Raw genomic sequence first — 21259 nt, forward strand, 5'->3', positions numbered from 1 at the left:
CATAGGCGTTGTATCCATCCGGTAAACAATCGCATCCGCCTGTATTCTTAAATCCTTGTATCCTTGTATCCCCCAACCTTGCTCCGCATAGACCCTCCCGCCTTGGCCCATAATATTCCTCGCGGCTGCATTCGATGGGATCGGGGGAATCGGCATGAATACCATAAGCAGGAGACTGAGCGAGAACGAAGCCGATCTCAAGCAGCGGTTCCACCCGAGCTCGGATATCGTATTCCGCGCGTTCGCGCTACAGGACCGCACCATGCTGATGCTCGTCTATCTCGACGGCATGGCTAACGTCGACAGCATCGAGACGCAGGTTCTGAGACCGCTGCTCCATGGCGGATTGCCGGACGGCATCGACCGGCTGCAATCGCTGGCCGAGGCGCTCCGGCGCGAATGGGTCCCGCTGGCGAACGTGACGACGGAGACCTCGATGGAGGGGCTCGTCAAGCAGGTGCTGCAGGGCAACGTGGGGATTCTCGCGGACGGCGAAGCGTCGGCGCTCGTCGCGCAGGTCCAGGCGTACGAGCAGCGGAGCATCCAGGAGCCGTCCAAGGAAGCGACGCTGCGCGGGTCGAAGGAAGGCTTCGTCGAGAACATGCGCACGAATCAATCGCTGCTCCGCCGAAGAATCGTGCATGCGGATTTGAAGATGGAGTCCTTCACGGTCGGAAAATATACGCAAACGGAAGTTGCGCTCGTATACATGCAAGGATTGGCCGACGAAAAGGTGCTGGAGAGCGTCCGGGAAAGGCTGCAAAAAATCGAATTGGACGGCGTCATCGACTCTTCCTATATCGAGGAATGGATCGAGAACAGCTCGTTCTCCCTCTTCTCGCAAATTCAGAATACCGAGCGTCCGGACATCGTATCCGCGAGCCTGCTCCAGGGTAAAGTCGCCCTGCTCACGAACGGAACGCCGTTCGCGCTCATTCTCCCGGTCTCGTTCTGGGCGGGGCTGCAGTCCGCCGACGACTATTTCGAGCGATTCGTCTTCGTCATGCTCACCCGGTTCATCCGATATGTCATGACGTTCATCTCCTTCGCCTTGCCGGCCATCTACGTGTCGCTGTCGACCTTCCATCCCGAGATGGTGCCGAGCTACCTGATGATCAGCATCGCGACCGCGCGGGAGAACTCACCGTTCCCCACGGTGATCGAGGTGTTCCTGATGATGTTCGTCTTCGACGGGCTGCAGGAAGCCGGCGTCCATCTGCCCAACCAACTGGGGCCGGTCGTCAGCATTATCGGCGCGCTGGTCATCGGGCAGGCCGCCGTCGAAGCCGGCATCATCTCCACGCCGATCATCATCGTGATCTCGCTCACCGGCGTCGCCGCGTACACGATTCCCAGGTACAGCGCCGCCCTCCCGTTCCGCCTGCTTCGTTATCTCCTGCTCTTCATTTCGGGCATGTTCGGCTTCGTCGGATTCGCATTCGGTCTTATCTTCCTGCTGATCCATCTCGTCATGCTCGAGTCGTTCGGTTTGCCGTTCCTGAGCCCCGTAGCGCCGCTCGACGGCAAGCGGATCAAGGACTTGTTCATCCGGTATCCGTTCTGGATGAAGGACGGCAGGAACAAGAAAGGACGCCCAAGATGAAGCGGTCGATTCTGATTCTCCTCTGCCTGCTCTCGCTGATGTCGGCGTCGGCCTGTACGGACTTCGTCGAGCCGAATCAGCTCGCGTTCGTGATGGGGACGGCGATCGACCAGGGAGAGGACGGGTTAATCGAGATCAGCGAGCAGATCGTCGTTCCCTCGAAGCTGAGCGGACCTTTCGAAGGGGGCAGCTCCGGCGATGCCGGAAGCTCCGTCGTCATGTCGGCGACGGGAAGAGACATCTTTGAAGCGTCCGAAAAAATCCAGAAAAAAATGTCCCGCCGATTGATGACGAGCCACCGTATTCTCATCGCCGTCAGCGAAACGTTTTTTAATCAAAACGACGGCGGTAAATTGTTCGATAAGCTCGGCAGGGATCCCGCCAACAATCTCCGGGACATCATGATCGTGGTGAAGGGCGGCCGCGCCAAGGACATTCTGATGCTCCCGCACCCGATGGAGAACATTACCAGCATTGCCGCCGGCAAGGAGCTTCAGATTAACGGGCTGAACAAATTTTCTTCCAGGCAGCTCATCGTCGAGCATTATACGGACGGGCTGCGACCGCTGCTGCCCGTGCTGCGGATGGAGAAGATCAAGGCGGATGATAAAGAATCCCGCCCGATGGCCGTCCTCGCCGGCTTTGCGGCGCTGAACAAACAGCTTCGGGTCAAAGGCGTACTGGAAGAAAGCGAGAGCTTCGCCGCCGTATGGATGTCCGGTAAAGAAACGTATCAGGGCCTGACGATCCCTTGGAAGGACGGGCACGGCATGCTGTCGTTCAGACTCGTGCGGCTGAAGCGAAAGATCCGCACGCGAAGCTGCGGAGATTCCAAATGCGCGGAATTAAGGGTCAAGGCGCAGGCCTATCTCCTGGAGAATACGACCTCGCTCGACATGTCCCAGCTCCGGAACATGACCGAGGTGGAGAAGTACATGAACGAGCAGATCCAACAGAGCTTCCAGCTGACGATGGACAAGGTCCAGCGGTGGGGGCCCGACATCTTCGGCATCGGCGAGCAGTTCCACCGCCGATACCCGTACTGGTGGAAGTCGAGGAGGGACAACTGGGACGAGCTGTTCAAGACGGTCGACGTGACCGTCAAGTCCCGCATTCAGCTCGTATCGATCGGCTCAAGCGGCGGACCGATGAAATGACGCGAACGGGGGGGGCGCAAAATGAAATTAAGCGGTTATCAACTGTTCTGGATAACCAGCATCTCTTCCATGATCATGTTCACGTACATTCCGATCACGCTCGCCTTGAACGAAGCGCGCCAGGACGCCTGGATCTCCATCCTGCTCGGAGGAGCGGTCATGCTGGCCGTTAACTGGCTGGTGCTCCGGGTGTGCATCCAGAACGAGGACAAATCGCTGGTGCGGATGATGAAAGACCTGCTTGGTACCGTGCTGGGCAAAATCATCGTCACGGCCTATTTCGCGCATTGGTTCCTGCAGATGTCCGCGACCGTCAAGGATATGGTCAACTTCCAGAACCTGGTCATGCTGCACAACACGCCGATGCCGTTGATTCTCTTCTGTATGCTGTTCCTGGTCCTTTATGCCGTTTACAAAGGGGGCCTTACGGTCATCAGCCGCTGCGCGGAGGTGATCGGTCCGATATTCCTCTTCACCCTGTTCGTACAGTTGTTCTTGAATCCGCAGCAAATGAACCTGAAGCGAATCCTGCCCGTGTACGCCGATTCGGGATGGCTGAACATCGGCGCAGGCGCCTTGAGCTCGTTCAACTATATGATGGACCCCTCGATCATCCTCATGCTGTTCTTTTTCGCCGAGTCCAAACGGGCCGCCTCGCGGGCGGTCCTATGGGGAACCGCGGTGTCCGTGGCATGGGGACTGCTGGCGACGCTCGTCCTGCTGGCCGTGACGGGGCCCGACATGGCCTCCAAAATGGTCGTGCCCGTATACTCGCTGACGAAAATGGTATCGATCCTCAATTTCATCCAGAACATCGATGCCTTCTTTATTCCCCTCTGGCTGCTCGGCGCCTTCATTAAGTTAACGACCTGCCTGTTCATTCTCAGCTACGGATTGTCCGAATGGAGCGGCTATCGCAACTGGCGGCGAATCGCATGCGCCCTGACCGTCGTATGGCTCGCGTACATTATCTATAGCGCGCGTATCGTTCAGTTTTCGTATATGTTCCGCAGCCCCTGGATGACCGGCGTTTTCTTCCCCATGCTGTACGTCGGATTCCCCTTGCTGCTGTGGATCGTCGGCAGCGTTCGCAAGCGGCATCAAGCGGCAGGCTATCGTTAGCCTGTCCGCCGATCCGGCTCGTGTCACAGAATAAGCAGCAGTATCGTTATATGTATGCAAGACCAAACAAACCGAGGAGGTCGTACCCGCTATGACGCAACGAATCAACTATATGGCGCAGTCGCCCGAGTTTTTTAAGAAAATGATGGAATTCAGCAGCGCAGAGCATAACAGCGCGATCGATATGAAGACCCTCGATCTCGTTCACATCCGGGCTTCGCAGCTCAACGGCTGCGGCTTCTGCCTGGACATGCACGTCAAGCAGGCCAAGATCAACGGCGAGAGCGAGCTGCGGCTCTACCATCTGCCGATCTGGCGCGAATCCAATCTATTCAGCCCCCGCGAACGCGCCGCGCTGGCATGGACCGAGATCCTGACCCGGCTGCCGGAGCACGGCGTACCGGATGAGGTGTACGACCGGGTGCGCGGAGAGTATTCGGAGAAGGAACTCTCCGACCTGACCTTTTCCGTCATGGCGATCAACGCGTGGAACCGCATCAACGTGGCGTTCAAGAACGTCCCCGGCTCGGCCGACGCGGCGTTCGGCCTGTCGAAGGCGGGCCTGAGCTAAGGCAGTCAAGTTAAAAAAGGTACAGCCCCCGGAAGTTGCGGGGGCTGTACCTTTTTTCTTGCTCTTGGGCGTCTGCGGCACGGGGGCCGGGAGCCGGGGGCCAGGCAACTCGAGAGCCGGGCGCTTCCGGCGCCCTAAGCTCAATTTTTGAACTTACAGCTTAAGAACCGGGCACTTCCGGCACTCTAAGCTCAATTTTTGAACTTACAGCTCCACAGCCGGGCGCTACCCGCGCTCTAAGCTCAATTTTTGAGCTTGCAGCTCCAGAGCCGGGCGCTTCCGGCGCCCTAAGCTCAATCTTTGAACTTACAGTAACCCGCTCCTCCCGCAGCCGCGTTTTTCTCGCTAGCTCACCCTCCCGCCACCAAACCTGTTCTGGCGCAATCCTGAACAGGAGTTGATTTTCCAACCATTGTTCATGCTATTCTGTAGTAAAACTGCGCAGAGGAGAGCGGGCGAAATGGACAAGCAGGCCAAGGTGGATCGACGGATCTTGCGGACCAGAGACGCGATTACGAAAGCATTTCTGGAATTGGTGTCGGAAAAGGACCTCGATCACATCACGATCAACGAGATCGCGGACAGAGCGAACGTCAACCGCGGCACGCTGTACCTTCACTATACGGACAAATACGATCTGCTCGACCAATGCATCAAGGACCATCTGGACAAGATGATGGATGCCTGCGCGCTGCCCGGGATCAATCCGATCGACGACTTGACGCCGATGTTTTCTTATTTCGAAGCGCACTTCGCGTTTTTTCATACGATGCTGTCCAATCGGAAGACGTCCATGTTCCGGGAGCGCTTGCTGCAGAGCATCGCCGCAGGCACCAAGGATAAGATCGGTCCCCTAGCCGCCAAGCAGAACATGAACCTCGAGCTGGTCGCCCACTTCCTGGCCTCCGCCTTCGTCGGCACCGCGGAATGGTGGATCCTGAACCGGATGCCGCTGTCCGCAGAGCTCGCGGCACGGCAAGTCGGCGAGTTGTTCGAGAAGTACGTGATGTAACCCGGAGCACCGGCAGCGACGTTCGCTAGGTTACTGAACAATATCATTTCGAATGTCGTATAACGGACAAAAGGGCATGGATTAACGATTGTATTGCCGCCGCTCCGCCCTATAATAATAATCAACGACAGTTAGTTATGCGACAAGCGTTGATTAATAATGTTGCTGTCGGATTAAAAATCCCGGTACACAAGGAGCGGATCTTCATGCAACACGTCAGCGATAAAGTCATCATCATTACGGGCGCCTCCAGCGGTATCGGAGAAGCCGCGGCCAAGCTGCTCGCGCATCAAGGCGCCAAGCTCGTGCTCGCCGCGAGAAGAGAAGACCGGCTGCGCGCGATCGCCGGCGAGATCCGGCAGGACGGCGGCGAGGTCTCCTACCTACAGACCGACGTGGCCTCCTACGCCGACATGCAGAAGCTCGCGGACTTCGCCCTGAAGCATTACGGCCGCATCGATGCGCTCGTCAACAATGCGGGCATCATGCCGGCCTCCCTGCTTGGCGAACTGCGGGTCGACGAGTGGGACCGGATGATCGACGTCAACGTCAAAGGCGTCCTGTACGGCATCGCGGCGGTGCTGCCCGTCATGAGAGAACAAGGCTCGGGTCATATCGTCAACCTCTCCTCGGTCGCGGGCTACCACGTCAATCCCTCCTCGGCCGTGTACAGCGCGACCAAGTTCGCCGTCAGAGCGATCGCCGAGGGACTGCGGCAGGAGGAGTCTCCCGCCTCCCGCATTCGCTCCACGATCATCGCGCCCGGACTCACCGAGACCGAGCTGCTCGGATCGATCGGCAGCCCCGAGACCAAGGCCATGGTCAAACAGATCGCCGGCATGGGCATCTCCCCGCAAGCGATCGCCCGTGCGATCGCGTACGCCATAGGCGAACCTGATGACGTCTCCGTCAGCGAGATCGTGGTCAGGCCGACCGCGCTGCCTTAATCGGCGGCCTGCGTCAGCCCGGCTCGTGCCGGGAATCCGTAGTCCTCGACAAGCCGGAGCTTGTCGGGATTCCGGATCAGGTAGACTTCCCGGATGACGTTCCCCTCCACTCTCAGCAAGCCGACCGTCTGGATGCCCGTATCCGACCGGATTAAGATGCTTGGCTGTCCGTTCATATGCCCCAGCTCCATCCGCACTTCGCCGTTAAATATAGCGGATTGAAGCACAGGCCCGAGGAGGAACTTCGCCACCAGGTCGCGCGATACGATCGGCGCCGCGGCAGCCAGCACCTTGCCGCCGCCGTCCGCGACGAGCACGACATCCGGATCGAGCATCGTCATGACCCGGTTCACGTTGCCCTGCTTGAGCGCGTCCAGGAAGCCGTGAACCCACTGCTGCTGATCGGCTTCGGGCGGAGCAAGCTCTTCATCGGCGGACAGCCCCATTTTGGCGCTGGCGCGGCTGAACACTTTGCGGCAGTTCACTTCGCTTTTCTCGATCAGATGGGCGATCTCCCGATACTCGAACCCGAGCGCTTCGCGAAGGACGTACACGATGCGCTCCGACGGCGACAGCCGCTCCAGCAGGACGATCATGCCGTACGTCAGCAGATCCTCTCGGAGAACCGACTCCATCGCGTCGTCGTCCGTGCTGGGAAAAGGCTCGGGCAGCCACTCGCCGAAGTATTCCTCGCGTTTCTTGCGCGCCGACTTGAGCAGGTCCTTGCATCGGTTCGTGACCATTTTGCAGAGATAAGCCTTAGGTTCGCCCAGCCGTTCGGGCGGCACGTCGCCGATCTTGATAAAAACGTCCTGAACGGCGTCCTCCGCATCGGATACCGATCCCGTCAACTGATAAGCGAGTTTAAAAAGCAAAGCCTTGTATTTGGTATATAACTGCTCTTGCATCTATGCGTTCCACTTCCGTTCGTATAGACTTCAGCGCACAATCCGCCTAGTAATAAAACGAGATGGACGGCTTTTTTGTGACACGATCGGCGCGTTTACTTTCCAAACGCAAGCATGCATAGTCTCTCCAGTCTCGTGCCCGATATGATCCTTGTCACACGATGCAAAGGGCCGTCGTTATAAGTCCGTACACGCATATTCATACTGATACGAAAGGTGCGTCGGCCAGGAATGTAGGGATCAGGCACTAAAAAAATAGCATGTCAAAAGCAACACCCCCAGCAAAGCGCTCAGGCGCTCTTTGGGGGTGTTGTTTGTTGGCGTTTCCGGTTTGACCATGGCTTGTACAGCAGCGGACCACCGTCCTTCGTCAAGGCGCATCCAAATGCCAGGCGTCGTTATACTTCACGAGAGACCAAGTTTTGTCCTCTTGCCGGGACCAATGCGTCAGGGAAGTATTCTTGGTTTGGAATCCAACCTTCGGCATCTCAAAGACGTTCAATCCGAAAAAATATTGAAACGAGCAGTCGATCACGCCGCCGTGGCAGACGATCGCAATCGTTTTCCCCTCGTATTGGCGGCAAATTCGGTTCAAGGCCGTGCCTACGCGCAAAACGAATTGAGGCCAATTCTCGGCACCGGGGGCAATCGCGGAAAACGGGCTTTGCTTGGGATTATGCAAGACAAGGAGCTCGTCCAAACGCTCCTTCGTCATGCCGAGCGCTTGACCGGGACGCATCTCTTGAAAATCATTTTCCACAACGACGGGCACGCCTAACCCCTCCGCAATAATCTCGGCGGTCTGCTTCGCCCGAAGAAATGAACTTGCGATCCATACGTCAGCCTGAATCTCGCCTGATTTAACAAGCCGATCCCGCAGTCTCGCAGCCTGCTCCACTCCTTTCTCCGTTAATCCGTAATCGTTAACGATGCCGTCCCTCAGAATACATGCCTCGCCATGTCGTATCAGGTATAGCTGCGTCAAGGGGTTCACCACTCCGATTCATAAATAAGATTTCTCCTGCGTATGGATGGCGCCGGGTCAAAAAGCCCCTTCGCCTCCTCTTGGGAGACGAAAGGGCCGAACTGCTGCGGATAAAGTCGTTACTACATACGCATATATACGCATACATACTTCATACGAACTCGTCTAACTCAAACCTTGTACGCCTTCAGCGCCTTGAAAACTTCCTTGAACGAAGGCTTCTTGCCGTACATGAGCACGCCGACGCGGTAGATCTTGGCGGCGAGCCAACCGATGGCCAGCACGGACACGATCAGGATGCCGACCGACAGGACGATCTCCCACCAGGCGGGATCGGCGAGGCCGATGCGCAGGAACAGGATGAACGGAGAGAAGAACGGGATGAACGAGCATACGGTGATGAACGAGCTCTCGGGATTCGTCAGGCCGTAGATGGCGATGTAGAAGCCCGCGAGCGACAGCATCGTGACCGGCATGGACGTCTGGCTGAGGTCCTCCGTCCGGCTCACGAGCGAGCCGATGGCGGCGAACAGCATGGCGTACAGGAAGTAGCCGAGCAGGTACATCAGGATGGCGAAAATGATCATCTTGGGATCGATGCTGGACAGATCGATGCCGTATCTCTCGAGCGCGCCCTTGTTGTGCGGCAGCATGAGATTGATGACGGACGCGCCGACGAGCACCACGAGCTGGAGCAGCCCGACGAGGAAGGTGCCGATGACCTTGCCGAACATCTGCTTGAGCGGCGCCACGCTCGTGACGATGATCTCCATGACGCGCGAGCTCTTCTCGGCCGTGATCTCGGTCGCGATCAGCTGGCCCGTGATCATGACGGACATGAACAGCAGGATCAGGATGGCGTAGGTCAGCCCGATCGCGGTACCCTGTTCGGCCTCCGTCTTGCCGCCGGCGGCGCCGTCCGCGATCTGGACGGTGTCGAGCTTCACGGGCGCCGTCAGCTTCGCGAACTGCTCGTCGGTCAGGTTGGCGTCGCGTACCGCCTGCTGGGTCTTGACGAACTGCAATCCATTCTGGAGCGCGCCCGCCGTATCGGTGTCGAGCATTTTTTTGGATTGGTAGACGACGTCGGGGAAGCCCACGGCTTTATTATCGGTAAAGGTAAGATAGCCTTTGATCTTGCCGTCCTCGATCGCCTGCTTGAGCGCGGCCGCTTTGTCCGCGTCGGAGCCGGATGCCGCGACCGGCACGAGCTCCACCTGTTTCTTTTCCGCCTGCCCGAAGTACGCGTCCAGCCCCTTGATGATCTCGCCTTGTTCTTCCGCAGCGTAACCGACCTTCGTGGCCGAACCCGGCCCCGTCAGCTTGTCGATGAAGTAAGGCACGTTCGCGCCGACGACGAGCAGCACGCCGAGGATGATCGTCGTGACGATGAACGATTTGCTGCGGAGCTTGTTCCGCATCGTAAAGGCAATGACCGTCCGCATGCTATTCATGGCTCTCACCTACCGTCTTAATGAAGATTTCGTTCAAGGTCGGCTCCAGCAGCTCGAAGCGTTCGACCGGACCGTGCGCCATCGCGTGCTTCAGAATGTCCTGCGCGGCCTCCTTGCGCGATACTTGCAGCATGTAGCCCCGCTCCGTTCGGGTCGCCGACAGGACGCCCCCGATCCGCTCCAGCCCCGGAATATCCGTATCCGTGCCGAGCACGACCTTCTCCCGCGGGAAACGGCTCTTGATGTCGCGGATCGGCCCCTGCAGCACCGGATTCGACTTGTGCATGATCGTGATGTTGCGGCACAGCTCCTCGACGTGCTCCATCCGGTGCGTCGAGAAGACGATGCTCGCGCCGTCGTCGCGCAGCTCCTTGACCGTCGTCTTCAGCAGCTCCACGTTGACCGGGTCGAGACCGCTGAACGCCTCGTCCATGATGAGAATGCTGGGCTTGTGAATGACCGCGGCGATGAACTGGATTTTCTGCTGGTTGCCCTTGGAGAGCTCCTCGACCTTCTTGTTGTAATACTCCGGCACCTGGAAGCGCTCGAGCCACCGCTTCAGGTTCGCGTCGGCGTCCCGGCGCGACATGCCGCGCAGCTGGGCCAGATAGAGAATCTGGTCGCTCACCTTGATCTTGGGATACATCCCGCGTTCCTCCGGCAGGTAACCCAGCATCGAGAGCTGCTCCGTGCTATAAGACTTGCCGCGGTAGCGTATGCTCCCCCCGTCCGGCAGAATCAATCCGAGCACCATGCGCATCGTCGTCGTCTTGCCCGCGCCGTTGGCGCCGAGCAGGCCGTAGATCTCCCCCTGCGCGACCTCGAAGCTCAGTCCGTTCACGGCCGTCTTGTCTCCGTATTGCTTGAACACCTTTTCGATTACGAGCGGATTCATCTTCCCGCATCCCCCTTTCGGACTAAGCAAGCCATGATCTCTTCCAATTCCATGCGCTGCGAGGAGAGGATCCGGTAGCCCGCGGACGTGCAGTAGGCTGCCGTCTCCTCGGGCGAGTCCGACTCGATCCGGCAGATGCCGGGCCCCGCCTCCTGCGCGCCCTGGGCGCCCGGCGCCTGCTTGAGCAGCCGCGCGGCGTCGTCCCTGCCGGCCGCCCCGTCCTCGCGCTGGACCGCCAGCACCCGCCAGGCCTCGAACAGCCGGTCCTTCTCGTACAGCCCGAGGCAGCGTCCCCGATGCATGAACAGCACGTAGTCCGCGAGGCGGCGCACCTCCTCCGTGATATGCGTGGCGAGGATGAGCGTGCGGTCCCCCCTGTCCATGAATTGCGTCAATTCGTCGAGCATCGTCTTCCATGCCGAAGGATCGAGTCCCGACGAAGGCTCGTCGAGCAGCAGCAGCTCCGGGTCGTGGGACATCGCCACCGCGAGCTCGGCTTTACGCCGCATGCCCTTGGACAGCTTGCCGAGCTTCTTGGTCCGGTCGGCGTCGAGGCTGCGCATCAGACGCTCGTACCGGTCCCAGCTCCAGCCGGGATACCAGATCGAGGCGAACCGCGCCTTCTCATCGGCGGTGAGCCCGCTCTCGTAGGCGTGGGGCAGCTCCGACAAGAAGCCGATGCGCTCCCGCAGCGAGACGTCGCTGTCCGGCGTCAAACGCTGCCCGAGCACCGCCGCCTCTCCTTCGAACGGCTCCATCCGGAGCAGCAGCCGCAGGAGCGTGCTCTTGCCCGAGCCGTTCGGACCGACGACCGCCGTGACCATGCCAGCCGGGAGGGACAGATCGAGCGGCCCCAGCGCGAAGCCGTCGCGCCGGACGGCAACGCCTCTCAGCGCAACCGCCGCTTCTTCCACCGACGTCGCATGCACCCTGTCCATTCCGCGATTCATCGTCCTTCCCCCTTCTCCCCGTCGGATTCAGCCAGCTTGCGCTTGTAGGCGTCCTCCCAGATCCGCTCCATCTCTTCGCGGGTGCACTCCAGCTGCAGCCCCGTCTCGACCGCCCGCTCGAACGCCTCCACGACGCGCTCCAGCCGGTAGCCGTCCCGCGCCGACTGGTCGATCCCGGCGACGAACGTGCCGGTGCCCTGCCGCGTGCGCAGCAGTCCTTCGTTCTCCAGATCCTGATACACTCTCCGCACCGTGATCGCGCTGCACCGCAGGTCCGCGGCGAACTCGCGGATGGAAGGCAGCAGCGTGCCCTCCGCCAAACGTCCGCTGAGGATGAGGCCGCGGAGCTGCACCTCTACCTGATGATACAAAGGTTCGGGACGGTTCTCATCGATATGCACCGGTATCCACAATCAGCCTCGCCTCATTTCCTCCGCGACGTAATTTAGAAGGTATAACTCCTGCTCCGCATCCGCCTCACGATCGCCCGCCGCATGCCGTAGATCGCGGCTGCCGCGAGGACCGCGGCTCCGGCCGGCACGAGCACAGGATTGGCTGCAGCGGCGCGCAGCACCTCGTCGAAGATGTTCGCGCCGCTCCAAGCCGCGGCGACGGCGATCAAGCCGAGGAGGATGCAGACCGCGGTGTACGCTTTAACATAAATCTTTCCGTTGAATCCAGTCTCCAGGTACAAGTACACCGCGTTCACGATCAGTCCGTAACAGAGCCAGGCGATCGCCGTGGCCGCCCACTCGCCGGGGGCGATCCGGTCGCGAAGCGTCGGGGCCATCAGATACTGGCTGACGAAAAAGGTCGCGCCGCTCGCCGCCATCGCCGCCATCGCCAGCAGCATGCGCGCGCTCGCCATCCGCTCGACGGGAATCGGCATCGTACGCCAGTGGGCGAGCCGCTTGGTGAAGATGTCCCCTCTCCAATAGGCGAAGACCGTACGGTTCATCGCGCAACCGAATACCGGAATGGTGAAGGTATACAGCCAATCCTTCATGAAGCCGAGATAACGGGTCGACCCGCCGGCCTCGAACGATTCGTCGATCAGGGTGCTGATGATCGCGCCAACGTACAGGGCGAACGCCGCCGTAAATAACAACCCCAGCCAGTCGCGCTTGAACTCGAATGCCGCCAGCGCCTTCGTCGCGCGCCATCCCGTCATCTGCTCGCCCCCTGCCACTCATACTGTGTGTATATCCTTATACACACTATAAACACCTGGCCGTCTGGCTGTCAACCCTTAATTTGGCATCTTTCTTCTGGCATCTGTGGTCCATCGGATTAGACCGGACATGCGGAGATTGATTTGTTGCGGACAGGTTTATCCATTAGAATAAAGACACCACGCCCGTCGCGAGAGATGCGCGAACGGGTCGCGATGACCGGAGGGAATAAGAATATGAGTCGGAAAAACAATCAAGAGGATCGCGGACAAGCCGCACGGACGCGTGGCGCGCAAGGCGCAGGCGGCGCATCGGAGGAACGCGGCAGCCCGAAGGCCGGCCGCCGGAACGGCGCATCGGCGAAGCTGGCTGCGCGCGGGGGACGGGACGGCGCGGCCGCGGGTCCAGGGCTCGGGGTCGCCGGCAGCGAAGCGGCGCGGACGGGGCGCGACGGACGGGGCGCAGGCGCGGCGCGATCCACCCCTGCGGCGGCGCAGCGCCGGACGGGGCGCGACGGACGGGGCGCAGGCGAGGCGCGATCCACCCCTGCGGCGGCGCAGCGCCGGACGGGCGGACAGGCTCCCGCGATGGCGGGCCGGGACGGACGGGCAGGCGGGGCGGCGAAGCCTGCCGGCGGCGGCTCGCGCAGCTACGCCGTGCAGGAAGCCGGCGAGCTGCTGCCGTTCCTGCTCGCCAAGCTGAGCGGCCAGGGCCGCAACGCCGTCAAGGCGATCCTCGCCCGCGGCCAGGTATCCGTCGACGGCGTGTCCGTCACCGCGTACAACCATCCGCTCCGGCCCGGCGCCACCGTATCCGTGAGCAGGGAGAAGATCGAGGAAGCGCCGCCGCTGATCGGGTTGTCCATCCTGTACGAGGACGACGACCTGATCGTCGTGGCCAAGGAGGCGGGCCTGCTGTCGATCGCCTCTCCGCAGGAGACCGAGCTGACCGCCTACCGGCAGCTCACCGAGCACGTGCGCCGGACGGACCCGCGCAGCCGGATCTTCGTCGTGCACCGCCTCGACCGCGACACCTCGGGCGTCATGATGTTCGCCAAGCGCGAGGAAGTCCAGCAGTCGCTCCAGAACAACTGGCAGGAAGCGGTCACCGAGCGGACGTACGTCGCGCTGGTCGAAGGCCGCGTCACGCGCGCCGAAGGCACCGTCTCCTCCTGGCTCAAGGAGAGCAAGACGCTCAAGATGTACTCCAGCCCTTATCCGAACGACGGCCAGCACGCGGTGACGCATTACAAGACGCTGGAGGCCAAGTCCCAGCTCTCGCTGCTCGAGGTCAAGCTGGAGACCGGCCGCAAGAACCAGATCCGCGTCCATATGCAGGATATCGGCCACCCGGTCGTCGGCGACAAAAAGTACGGCGCACGCACCAAGCTCCTCGGGCGCCTCGGGCTTCACGCGCGCGTGCTCGCCTTCGTCCATCCGACGTCCGGCGAAGGACTTCGCTTCGAGACGGACATTCCGAAGGCATTCCTTAACGCGCTAAAAGATTAACGTGCATAGGCAACCCGTCAGGAGCAAGCGTCCTGGCGGTTTTTTTCGCATGGAGAGGCCGCGCGGCGTCGGGCAAAGCGTGCACGTAGATCCATAGTCAGCGGAACCAGCGAGCGGCGATGGGCAAACGTGCACGAAGATCCACAGTCAGCGGAACTAGCGAGCAGCGATGGGCAAAGCGTGCACCCAGATCCATAGTTTGCGGAAGCAACGAGCGGCGATGGGCAAACCGTGCACGTAGATCCATAGTCAGCGGAACCAGCGAGCGGCGATGGACAACCGTGCACGTTGATCCATAGTCAGCGGAACCAGCGAGCGGCGATGGGCAAACGTGCACGTAGATCCATAGTCAGCGGAACCAGCGAGCGGCGATGGGCAAACGTGCACGTAGATCCATAGTCAGCGGAACCAGCGAGCGGCGCAATTCCTGTCCTATTCGCGCCTGAATAAGGAAACAGATGCTTTTTTTATACTTAATTGCATAAATAGGCCTATCCAACGCGGGGGATACCCGGTAAAATCAGGATATGTCGATTCATGTCAATTATTGCCTTAGTAAGGATGGTCACGTTGATCGAACTACAAAGCTCATACAATGCGACCATGATCGTATTATCATGCATGATCGCAGCTATCGCCTCCTATACCGGACTTAGCATGGCGCTCCAGTATGCCGCGGCTTCCCGGGGCAGGTCGCGCCTCTTCTGGCTGGGGTGCGGGGCCGCCGCCATGGGGACGGGCGTGTGGGCCGTCTGCTTCTATGAGATCAGCGCCTACCGCTGGACGGTCGGCATCGATTACGACTACAGCATGGTCGTACTCACCCTGGTCGTCGCCATCGCCGCCGCTGCGCTGCTCCTCCCGTCCGTGAGCAGGGACCGCCTCCGCACGCGGGAGCTGCTGGCTTCCGGCGGGCTCGCCGGCGTGGCCGCGGCCTTCCTGCCCTACGCGGGGCTGCACGCCATGCGTTCGAGCCTCCATCCCCGCTTCGATGCGGGGACGTTCTGGCTGTTCGCGACGGTCGTCGCCGCGGCGTTCATCGTCGTTCTCTGGATCGCGCACCGGTTCCAGCAGTCACGAGGCCCCAAGCGCAAGGTGATCGCGGCTTTGCTGCTCGGAGCCGCCTTCACCACATCGATCCATGTCGGCCTGGCATCGGCCACGTGGACGCTCCCCGGGGAGGCGGACCTTTTCAGCTGGAACGGCTCTTCCGCCACGCTCTCCTTTTTCCTGGGCTTCGCCACGCTGTTCGTCATCGGCATCGCGCTCGCGACCATCTTTATCGAGCGATTCTGGAAGGCGCAGATGCGGCGCCAGCTGGAGCGGGACATGCGGATCGAATCGCTGTTCAGACATAGCCAGGACGCGGTATTCTCCTATACGCTCGACGGCAAGCTCCTGGACGCCAATCTGGCCGCCTTCCGGCTCACCGGCTACGAGTGGGAGACGCTCCGCCAGCTCAATCTTAGAGAGATCATCTCCCCCGAGTACCATCACACCGTCACCGTCAACTTCAAGAGCACCGTCGCCGGGCAGTCGCGGAACTTCGATGCGGCCCTCCTCCATCGCAGCGGCCGACGCCTCGAGGTGAACAATACGAACGTCCCCGTTCTCGTGGAGGGCCAGGTCGTCGGCGTATATACGATCGTCCGCGACATCACGGAGCGCAAGCAGGCCGAATGGCAAATGAACTACATGGCGCATCACGACGAATTGACGGGGCTTCCTAATCGGCGGCTGTTCGAGCAGCAGTTGGTCAAGGCGATCGCGGAGCAGCAGCAGGACGGCCAGTCCGCCGCGGTGCTGTTCCTCGATATCGACCGCTTCAAGCTGGTCAACGATTCGCAGGGCCACGACGTCGGCGACCTGCTGCTGCGCTCGGTCGCGGACCGGCTCAGCGACGCGGTCAAGAATGCGGGGATAGTGGCCAGGCTCGGCGGGGACGAGTTCTCCGTACTGCTGACCGGCGGCATCGCGCGCGAGGAAGCGCAGGCGATCGCGGCGCGCATCAACCGGGAGCTGGACATCCCGTTCTCCCTGCGTGGCAAGGACGTTCACATCACCGCCAGCATCGGCATCGCGCTGTTTCCCGAGGACGGAGACTCCTTAATATCCTTAATGAAGAACGCGGACACCGCGATGTACTCGGCCAAGGACAACGGGAAAAATACGTTCAACTTCTACGATCTGTCGATGAACGACTCTCTCTTCGAGCGCGTCCAGCTGGAGAACGAGCTGCGCAAGGCGCTCGACCGCGGCGAGTTCTTCCTCGTCTATCAGCCGCAGGTCGAGCTCGCCACCGGCAAGGTCGTCGGCGTGGAGGCGCTCATCCGCTGGCAGCACAGCAGCAAGGGGCTCGTCTCGCCCGCCGAGTTCATCCCGCTCGCAGAGGAGACGGGCATGATCGTACCGATCGGCGAGTGGGCGCTGCGTACCGCCTGCGTCCTGGCGCGGCGCTGGAGCCATACCAAGGTCGGCCCGCTCCGCATGTCGGTGAACCTGTCGAGCCGGCAGTTCCTGAGTCCGGACTTCGCCGAGTCCGTGGAGCGCGTCGTCCGCGAGACGGGCATGCCGCCCGAGCTCCTGGATCTCGAGATTACCGAGTCCATGACGATGGACGTGAACCGCTCCATCGAGACGCTGAACCAGCTCAAGACGCTCGGCGTGTCCATCTCGATCGACGACTTCGGCACCGGCTACAGCTCGCTGAGCTATCTCAAGAGCTTTCCGGTGGACCGGCTCAAGATCGACCAATCGTTCGTCCGCCAGATGCAGTCGGATACCAACGACCGCTCCATCGTCGCGACGATCATCTCGCTCGCGCACAATCTGAACCTGCACGTGGTCGCAGAGGGCGTCGAGACGGCATCCCAGTCCGAATTCCTCGCCCAGCAAGGCTGCGACGAGATGCAGGGTTACTATATCAGCAAGCCGCTCAAGGCCTTCGACGTAGAAGAGTTCATACTGGCCAGAGCCGCGATGTGACGGCGAAGCCATAACGAAAAGCCGCACGGCGCCCGATCTAGTCGGGTTCGCCGTGCGGCTTATTTTTTTCCAAAAAGTGATCTACGCCTTGACGCGCACCGGATTCGTCAGCGGCGCGAAGCCGTCGATCCGGCAGCTAATCCAGTCTCCGCCTGCGATCGGGACGGCTCCGGGCGTGCCGGTCAAGATGACGTCGCCGGGGAGCAGCGTCATGAACCGAGAGTGAAAGGCGATCGCGCGCCAGGGGCGATAGATCATGCTCGACACCGGCCGACTGTGCCGGTCCGCGCCGTTCAGCGCGGTCGTCACGGTCAAGCGGTCAATATCGCCGAGCTCATCCGGCGTGACGAGCTCGGCGCCGAGACTGCAGAACGTATCGTAGCTCTTGGCCCGCGTGAGATATCGGGGATGGCGCGCATGAATGTCCGCGGCGGTGACGTCGATCGCGGCGATGAATCCCGCCGCGCAGCGGGGCGCATCCGCCTCGCTCACGTCCTTGCACACGGTCCCGATGACGATGGCGAGCTCCGCCTCCGCCTGGACGCGGCCGATGCCCGCCGGCAGCACGATGCCGTCGCCCGGTCCGATCAGGCTCGTATCCGGCTTCATGAACCCGACCGGCTCCTCGGCCTCCCACTTTGCCCGCTCCTGCTCCTGCGCCTCGTCCAGGTAGTTGAAGCCGATGCCCCAGATCTTGCGCGGACGCCTGCAGATCGGCGCAGCCTCGTACTCCGCCGGCTCCAGCGCCGGGAGAGACGCCGCGCGACTGGCGCCCTCGGCCGAGGCGAGCCAGTCCCGGACCTCGCCGAGCGCTCCGCTCTCAAGCAGTGCCGGCAGTTCCTCCGGCCAGCTCCGCCCTGCAGCCCCGCTCAGCGCCTCCAGCAGGACCGCTCCCTGCCGCAGGCCGAGGGCCGTGCGTTCTTTTCCCTCTATCCGCACCTTCAAGATTCGCATGTCTTCATCTCTCCTCTGCCGCTTGGCCGGCTATCTCATCCGCCGGTCCGCGGCTACCAGCCGACGGCGGCCCCGTCGCATCTCGGGTCGGTGCCGCCGCGCCGCATGCCGTCGTCGTCGATCGAGATCGCGTGCGCGTGCCCCATTCGATAATCGTAGGCTTCGACGACGCTCACGTCATGCCCCGCTTTCGCCAGCCGCCGGACGGTCTCGGCGTCGATCCGGCTCTCGAGCTTCAGCTCCCGCGTCGCCTCGCCCCAGGTGCGTCCCCACAGCCAGCGCGGCTCGGCGACGGCCTCGTGCGGCGCCATCCCGTAATCCGCCATGCGCGTGAAGACAGCCGTCTGCGTCTGCGGCTGCCCTTCGCCGCCCTGCGTGCCGTACAGATAACGCGGCCGTCCGTCCTTGCACGCCATGGCCGGCATCAGCGTATGAAAGGTCCGCTTGCTCGGCTCCAGCGCGTTGACGTGCGCCGGATCCAGCGAGAAGAACGAGCCGCGATTCTGCAGCAGGATGCCCGTACGGCCCGCCGCAAAGCCGGAGCCGAACTCGAAGTACAAGCTCTGGATGAAGGATACGGCATGGCCTTCCTCATCGACGACTGCGGCATAGGCCGTATCGCTGCCCGCCGGGGGACTGTCGAAGTCCATCGCCCGGTCCGGGTCGATCCGGCCCGCCAGTTCGTCTGCGTAGGCTTGGCTAAGCAGGCGTTCTAAAGGCGCGCGGTGGAAATCGGGATCCGTAAGCTCCCGGTTGCGGTCGATGAACGCGAGCTTGACCGCTTCGACGAGACGATGATAATAACCGTAGGAACCGTGCGGAATCGAAGCGAGATCGAAGCGCTCCAGCGCTTGCAGCGCCATGATGCCGGCAAATCCCTGCGAATTGGGCGGCGCCTGATAAAGCGTATAGCCGCGATAGGTACCGCTTGCCGGCTCCTCCCAGCCGCCCCGGTGCGCGGCGAAGTCCGCCTCCGTAAGCAGACCGCCGCTCCTCCGCAGGCCGGCGACGAGCTCGCGCGCGATTTCTCCTTCGTAGAACGCGCGGCGACCGCCTTCCGCGAGCGTCCGCAATGTCGCGGCCAGCTGGCGCTGCACGAATCGGTCCCCGGCGATGGGGACCGCGCCGCCAGGAAGGTAGATCGCGGCCGTGTCCGGATATTCGCCCAGCATGTCCTTGCACTTCGCGGTAAAAAAATGCTGATCCGGCGACAGTGGAAATCCCTCGGCCGCGTAACGGATCGCAGGCGCCAACGCCTCGGCGAGCGCCAGCTTGCCGTACGTTCCCTGTACCGCCGCCCAGGCGTCGACCATGCCCGGCACCGTGATCGCGCTCCGGGCGCCGCGCTGCGGGATCGCCGCCAGGCCCGCGAACCGCTCGCGGCTAACCCCCGCGCCGGACCGGCCGCTCCCGTTGTAGGCGCGGACCCGGCCCTCGTCCGCCCGATACGTCAGCCAGAAGCTGTCGCCGCCAAGCCCCGTCATATGCGGATAGACCACGCCGAGGCACGCGCTGACGGCGACGGCCGCGTCGAACGCGTTGCCGCCCCGGCGGAGGATCTCCGCGCCGGCCTCCGACGCCAGGTAATGCGGGCTAACCACCATGGCACGTTTGCCTGCGGCCGCTCTGCTCGTGCTCATCGGCGCCATCTCCTTATTTGCTCGCTTCCTCTTCGTGCGCAGCGGCGCTTTATGAGTCTCTCATCCTCATCCTCATCCTCATACACGCCGATAGCTAAATAGCTTAATGCCCCGCCGCCGCATCGAGCGCGGCTTGCCTGTCGGCCGCCTGATCGGCCGCCCACTGCAGCAGCATCATGTCCTGCCCGGGCCCGGCCAAGAGAGACAGCCCGACCGGGCACCCGTCCACGTCCGCCCAGGGCAGCGTGATTTGCGGCAGGCCGCCGAGCCCCGCGATGCAAGACAGCTGCTGCGTGCGCGCGCGGCGCAGCTCCATCTCGGCCGGCGGCGTATTGCGCAGCGGCGCCGGACCGGTCGCCGTCGGTATGGCCAGCACCGTGTCGTCGCCGAGCAGGTCGGCCAGCCGCTCGCGGATCTCGGCCATCGCCTGCAGCTCCCGCGCGCTGTCGGCTGCGGACAGCGTCCGCGTCCATTCGAAGCGCTCGGCGGTGCCCGGTCCGAAGCGCGGCCGGGCCCGCTCGATCCAGGTCCCGTGCGTGCGCCAGATATCGACGCCTTGGAGCAGCTTGAAGATCCGCATCCATGCCTCCAGTCCCTCGCGCGCGATCGCGATGCGCTCGCTCGCCGCGAACGACGATGCCAGCTCCGCGATCAGCGGCTTCAGCGCCGACTGCGTCGCGGGGTCGACCGAGCGCAGCGCGTCCTTCCCGACGAGCAGCCTGCGCGGCGACGTTCGCGCCTGGGCCCCATCCTCTTCCAGGAGCACCGCGCCTGCATCGGCCGTCAACCGGGCCGAGGTCGACATCCATCCGACCGTGTCGAATAGAGGCGCGAGCGGCACGACGCCGTCGAGCGGCACCCGGCCGTGCGTCGGCCGAAAGCCGTAGATCCCGCAATACGAGGAAGGGATGCGCACCGAGCCGCCGGTATCGGTGCCGATCGCGAGATCGGCGAGCCCCGCGGCGACCGCGACGGCCGATCCGCTCGACGAACCGCCCGGAATGCGCTGCTCGGCCTTCGGATTGATCGGCGTGCCGTAGTTATAATTTTCGCCGTTCAGGCTGTACATCATCTCGTCCGTATGGGTCAAGCCGTTCAGCGCGGCGCCGCCCGCGAGCAGCAGGTCGATGGCGCGGGCATGGCTGGACGCGGCCTCGTGCGTCCGCGCCCAGTCCGGGCTGCCTGCGCCGGGGACGCAGCCGCGCACGGCGAACACGTCCTTCGCCGCGAATGACATGCCGCCCAGCGGGCCGCTGCCTGTCGGCTCGAGCTTGATATCTTGCCGGATGTAGGCGTGCCAGCGATCGTTCATCCGACCCCATCCTCTCATCTTGTCTGTATGAGCAGTATAAGGAGGGGGATCGTCTCAAGTAAATTAACTTCACGTACATTTGGC

18 protein-coding genes are annotated in these 21259 nt (G+C 62.0%); 8 read left to right on the forward strand and 10 right to left on the reverse strand.

Features of this window, described 5'->3' with window-relative positions:
* Positions 1-154: 154 nt before the first annotated feature.
* From PQG80_RS10750 to PQG80_RS10775, 6 genes are all read left to right on the forward strand, one after another.
* Complete coding sequence (locus PQG80_RS10750; protein ID WP_271751313.1) at positions 155-1603, forward strand: spore germination protein; 1449 nt, start codon at positions 155-157, stop codon at positions 1601-1603.
* Positions 1600-2760, forward strand: a complete 1161-nt coding sequence (locus tag PQG80_RS10755; RefSeq protein WP_271751314.1) for a Ger(x)C family spore germination protein — start codon at positions 1600-1602, stop codon at positions 2758-2760. The genes PQG80_RS10750 and PQG80_RS10755 overlap by 4 nt, the downstream gene beginning before the upstream one ends.
* Before the next feature lie 21 nt (positions 2761-2781).
* Positions 2782-3882: a GerAB/ArcD/ProY family transporter gene (locus tag PQG80_RS10760; protein ID WP_271751315.1), complete on the forward strand. Its 1101-nt coding sequence runs from the start codon at positions 2782-2784 to the stop codon at positions 3880-3882.
* A 91-nt stretch (positions 3883-3973) separates the two neighbouring features.
* Positions 3974-4453 carry a carboxymuconolactone decarboxylase family protein gene (locus tag PQG80_RS10765; protein WP_271751316.1) on the forward strand — a complete coding sequence of 160 codons (480 nt, stop codon included), beginning with the start codon at positions 3974-3976 and terminating at the stop codon, positions 4451-4453.
* Between the two features lie 460 nt (positions 4454-4913).
* Positions 4914-5465 (forward strand): TetR/AcrR family transcriptional regulator, encoded by a 552-nt coding sequence (locus PQG80_RS10770; protein ID WP_271751317.1) that lies wholly within the window; start codon positions 4914-4916, stop codon positions 5463-5465.
* Between the two features lie 206 nt (positions 5466-5671).
* On the forward strand, positions 5672-6412 hold the full coding sequence (locus tag PQG80_RS10775; RefSeq protein WP_271751318.1) for an SDR family oxidoreductase: 741 nt from the start codon (positions 5672-5674) through the stop codon (positions 6410-6412).
* On the opposite strand, the gene sigJ is transcribed toward PQG80_RS10775, so the two are convergent.
* From sigJ to PQG80_RS10810, 7 genes are all read right to left on the reverse strand, one after another.
* Positions 6409-7320: an RNA polymerase sigma factor SigJ gene (gene sigJ, locus PQG80_RS10780; protein WP_271751319.1), complete on the reverse strand. Its 912-nt coding sequence runs from the start codon at positions 7318-7320 to the stop codon at positions 6409-6411. The two genes, PQG80_RS10775 and sigJ, sit on opposite strands and share 4 nt — an antisense overlap.
* Before the next feature lie 370 nt (positions 7321-7690).
* Entirely contained in the window at positions 7691-8305 is a 615-nt protein-coding gene (locus PQG80_RS10785; protein ID WP_271751320.1) for a histidine phosphatase family protein, read from the reverse strand.
* Between the two features lie 170 nt (positions 8306-8475).
* Positions 8476-9759: an ABC transporter permease gene (locus PQG80_RS10790; RefSeq protein WP_271751321.1), complete on the reverse strand. Its 1284-nt coding sequence runs from the start codon at positions 9757-9759 to the stop codon at positions 8476-8478.
* Positions 9752-10654 carry an ABC transporter ATP-binding protein gene (locus PQG80_RS10795; RefSeq protein ID WP_271751322.1) on the reverse strand — a complete coding sequence of 301 codons (903 nt, stop codon included), beginning with the start codon at positions 10652-10654 and terminating at the stop codon, positions 9752-9754. Before PQG80_RS10795 ends, PQG80_RS10790 begins: the two co-directional genes overlap by 8 nt.
* Complete coding sequence (locus tag PQG80_RS10800) at positions 10651-11604, reverse strand: ABC transporter ATP-binding protein (protein WP_271751323.1); 954 nt, start codon at positions 11602-11604, stop codon at positions 10651-10653. The genes PQG80_RS10795 and PQG80_RS10800 overlap by 4 nt, the downstream gene beginning before the upstream one ends.
* The gene (locus PQG80_RS10805) at positions 11601-12017 is read right to left on the reverse strand and encodes a GntR family transcriptional regulator (protein WP_271751324.1); all 417 of its coding nucleotides are present in this window, start codon (positions 12015-12017) and stop codon (positions 11601-11603) included. Before PQG80_RS10805 ends, PQG80_RS10800 begins: the two co-directional genes overlap by 4 nt.
* A 32-nt stretch (positions 12018-12049) precedes the next feature.
* Positions 12050-12775 carry a hypothetical protein gene (locus PQG80_RS10810; RefSeq protein WP_271751325.1) on the reverse strand — a complete coding sequence of 242 codons (726 nt, stop codon included), beginning with the start codon at positions 12773-12775 and terminating at the stop codon, positions 12050-12052.
* A gap of 588 nt (positions 12776-13363) precedes the next feature.
* Between PQG80_RS10810 and PQG80_RS10815 the strand changes: the two genes are divergently transcribed.
* Positions 13364-14284, forward strand: coding sequence for an RluA family pseudouridine synthase (locus tag PQG80_RS10815; RefSeq protein ID WP_271751448.1), 921 nt, complete (start codon positions 13364-13366; stop codon positions 14282-14284).
* Positions 14285-14854: 570 nt separating this feature from the next.
* Positions 14855-17269 carry a putative bifunctional diguanylate cyclase/phosphodiesterase gene (locus tag PQG80_RS10820; RefSeq protein WP_271751326.1) on the forward strand — a complete coding sequence of 805 codons (2415 nt, stop codon included), beginning with the start codon at positions 14855-14857 and terminating at the stop codon, positions 17267-17269.
* An 81-nt stretch (positions 17270-17350) separates the two neighbouring features.
* On the opposite strand, the gene PQG80_RS10825 is transcribed toward PQG80_RS10820, so the two are convergent.
* The 3 genes from PQG80_RS10825 to PQG80_RS10835 all read right to left on the reverse strand — a co-directional run bounded on the left by PQG80_RS10825 (position 17351) and on the right by PQG80_RS10835 (position 21175).
* Positions 17351-18223 (reverse strand): fumarylacetoacetate hydrolase family protein, encoded by an 873-nt coding sequence (locus PQG80_RS10825; protein WP_271751327.1) that lies wholly within the window; start codon positions 18221-18223, stop codon positions 17351-17353.
* 53 nt (positions 18224-18276) lie between these two features.
* Positions 18277-19863 (reverse strand): gamma-glutamyltransferase, encoded by a 1587-nt coding sequence (ggt, locus tag PQG80_RS10830; RefSeq protein ID WP_271751328.1) that lies wholly within the window; start codon positions 19861-19863, stop codon positions 18277-18279.
* 103 nt (positions 19864-19966) lie between these two features.
* On the reverse strand, positions 19967-21175 hold the full coding sequence (locus PQG80_RS10835; protein ID WP_271751329.1) for an amidase: 1209 nt from the start codon (positions 21173-21175) through the stop codon (positions 19967-19969).
* Positions 21176-21259 lie beyond the last annotated feature (84 nt).

This window comes from Cohnella rhizoplanae (assembly GCF_948329515.1).
Lineage (GTDB): Bacteria > Bacillota > Bacilli > Paenibacillales > Paenibacillaceae > Cohnella > Cohnella rhizoplanae.